Annotated in this window: 3 protein-coding genes; all 3 read left to right on the forward strand. The window is 53.8% G+C overall.

Annotation, left to right across the window (positions count from 1 at the left end; translation table 11 throughout):
* Nucleotides 1-359 (forward strand): hypothetical protein (locus tag P792_RS37700; RefSeq protein ID WP_023979291.1); only part of this gene is annotated, 359 nt, incomplete at its 5' end.
* Nucleotides 360-412: 53 nt separating this feature from the next.
* Nucleotides 413-736 (forward strand): hypothetical protein, encoded by a 324-nt coding sequence (locus P792_RS32220; protein WP_023979290.1) that lies wholly within the window; start codon nucleotides 413-415, stop codon nucleotides 734-736.
* A 3-nt stretch (nucleotides 737-739) separates the two neighbouring features.
* Entirely contained in the window at nucleotides 740-1,375 is a 636-nt protein-coding gene (locus P792_RS32225; RefSeq protein ID WP_023979464.1) for a hypothetical protein, read from the forward strand.
* Nucleotides 1,376-1,900: the final 525 nt, after the last annotated feature.

Consider the following 1,900-nt stretch of genomic DNA (forward strand, 5'->3'; position numbering starts at 1 on the left):
ACACGTTCCTCATCACCACACGCGGCTTCACGCCGCGTTATCGCGACGCGCTCTATATCCTCAAGAATACGGTGGCGAGCCGTCTCAACCGCGCATTGCAGCCAGGTGCCACGCGCTACACTGCCGAGAGCCTGCCGCCGACCGAAGATGACAGGGCACAGGGTCAGGCCATTGCCGAACATTGCGTGCTTGATGTGGATGGCCTGCAGAATGACGACGGCTCCGAAATCGGAATCGATGCCTTCCGCCAGCTGCTCGCAAGCGGTGAGCATCCGATGCTGATCGCCCTTGCCATATCGGCTGCAGCCAAGGTGGGCGAACAGCGCACCGAAGATCATCGGGACGCGGTGGGAAACTGACAGCGGCGCTGGCTTGGGAACTCGAATACGGCCCATTCACGGGGCCTGACGAGGTGCCAGAGATCCGCGAAGCCATACTCGCCAGCAAGCCTGCCCTCCCACCCTCACTCGAACGCCCATGGCGTGGCTGGCATGATTTGCAACACGATCGCGCCTGGCTCACCGATCTGGTCGGGGCTGCCATAGGCAAGATCCGGGGCGTATCGCGCCCAGGCGGTATCTCCTGGCAGGCGCTGGCACGGTGGTGTGAGGCCAATGCGGTTTCGGAAGACGACCGGCCATGGATCGAGGACCAGATCCGCGCCATGGATAGCGTTTTCATGGCGTATCGAAACCGCAGGATCACCGAGGATATCGAACAGTTCATGAAGGGATGAACTATGGCGAGAGCCGCAACCTTCAGCCGGTCGCTAAGCCTTTTTGTTGATCGCAATCTTTCCCCCGATACCCTGCGGGCCGAGATGGCAAGACGGGCCATTGCAGCGCGTGACGAACTGATCGCACGCGGCGAGGCTCCGCCCAGCTGGCGGCGCTATGTGGACGGTAAAGCCGATGCGCCAGAAACAAGCGTGCGACTGGATGGAGCCATTCTCTATCGCTTCAATCTCACGGGCGAGGCGGCAGAGGCGGCGCTTGCCCTGTGCCGGTTAACATCGCCCGTGCGCAGCGGACGCTTTCGCGATGCCTGGGTGCTGATCTGTGACGACAGGCCCTGGAAACAGCCGCTCAAGGATCTGCCAGCTGACAGCACGATCCTGATCGTCAATCCGCTGCCTTATGCCCGCAAGGTCGAGACCGGGGCGCTCGAGCCGCGCATACGGCGCAATCAGATCGAGCGCGTGCGGCAAACCCTCATGCGGCGCTTTCCAACACTCATTTTCGGCAAGATTTTCGTGCGCCTGGGCAGCGGCATCGCACCCTCTGCCCCGTACATCCTGCGCGGCGCCTCGGGCGAGTGCAGGACACGGGCTGGCACGGTCATGACCTATCCGGCTATCGAAATTAAGAAGCTATGACCAAGTTCCATTGCGTGACCGATTGTCGAAGAAAATTCTTTGGCAGTCGCAAAGAATAACACACCCTTCCAAATTCTATCTTTACTAGCAAGTTTTTTGGCCCAGAGCGGAGGAGTTCTATCAAAAAATCTATATCGATTCGCCGAGAACATTAGAATAACATAGAATATACCAAAATAAACAGAGAACATAGCTAAGAATATTAAATAACTTATGTTTCGGAAGTATATCGTATCATGGATAGGATCGAATGATGCCAGGACAAACAGAGTATAGACAAGGCTTAGATATATAATTTTTTTACCTTGTTTCCAGAAAAGATTTTTGAATTTTTTTCAAGGCTAGATCCAATATCATAAAATATTGATATAAAGCATACTACAGACGATATACATAGCAGAATACTATAGCAAAAATTCATACTATCATTCCTGTCATCAATGCAATATATCATCTTACATAATACATAACATATTTGTTTATCAACGTTTCGGTTTCGATCCAACGATATGCTTTTGCGTTTCT

It is taken from the genome of Asaia sp. SF2.1 (genome assembly GCF_000505765.1).
Classification (GTDB): Bacteria; Pseudomonadota; Alphaproteobacteria; order Acetobacterales; family Acetobacteraceae; genus Asaia; species Asaia bogorensis.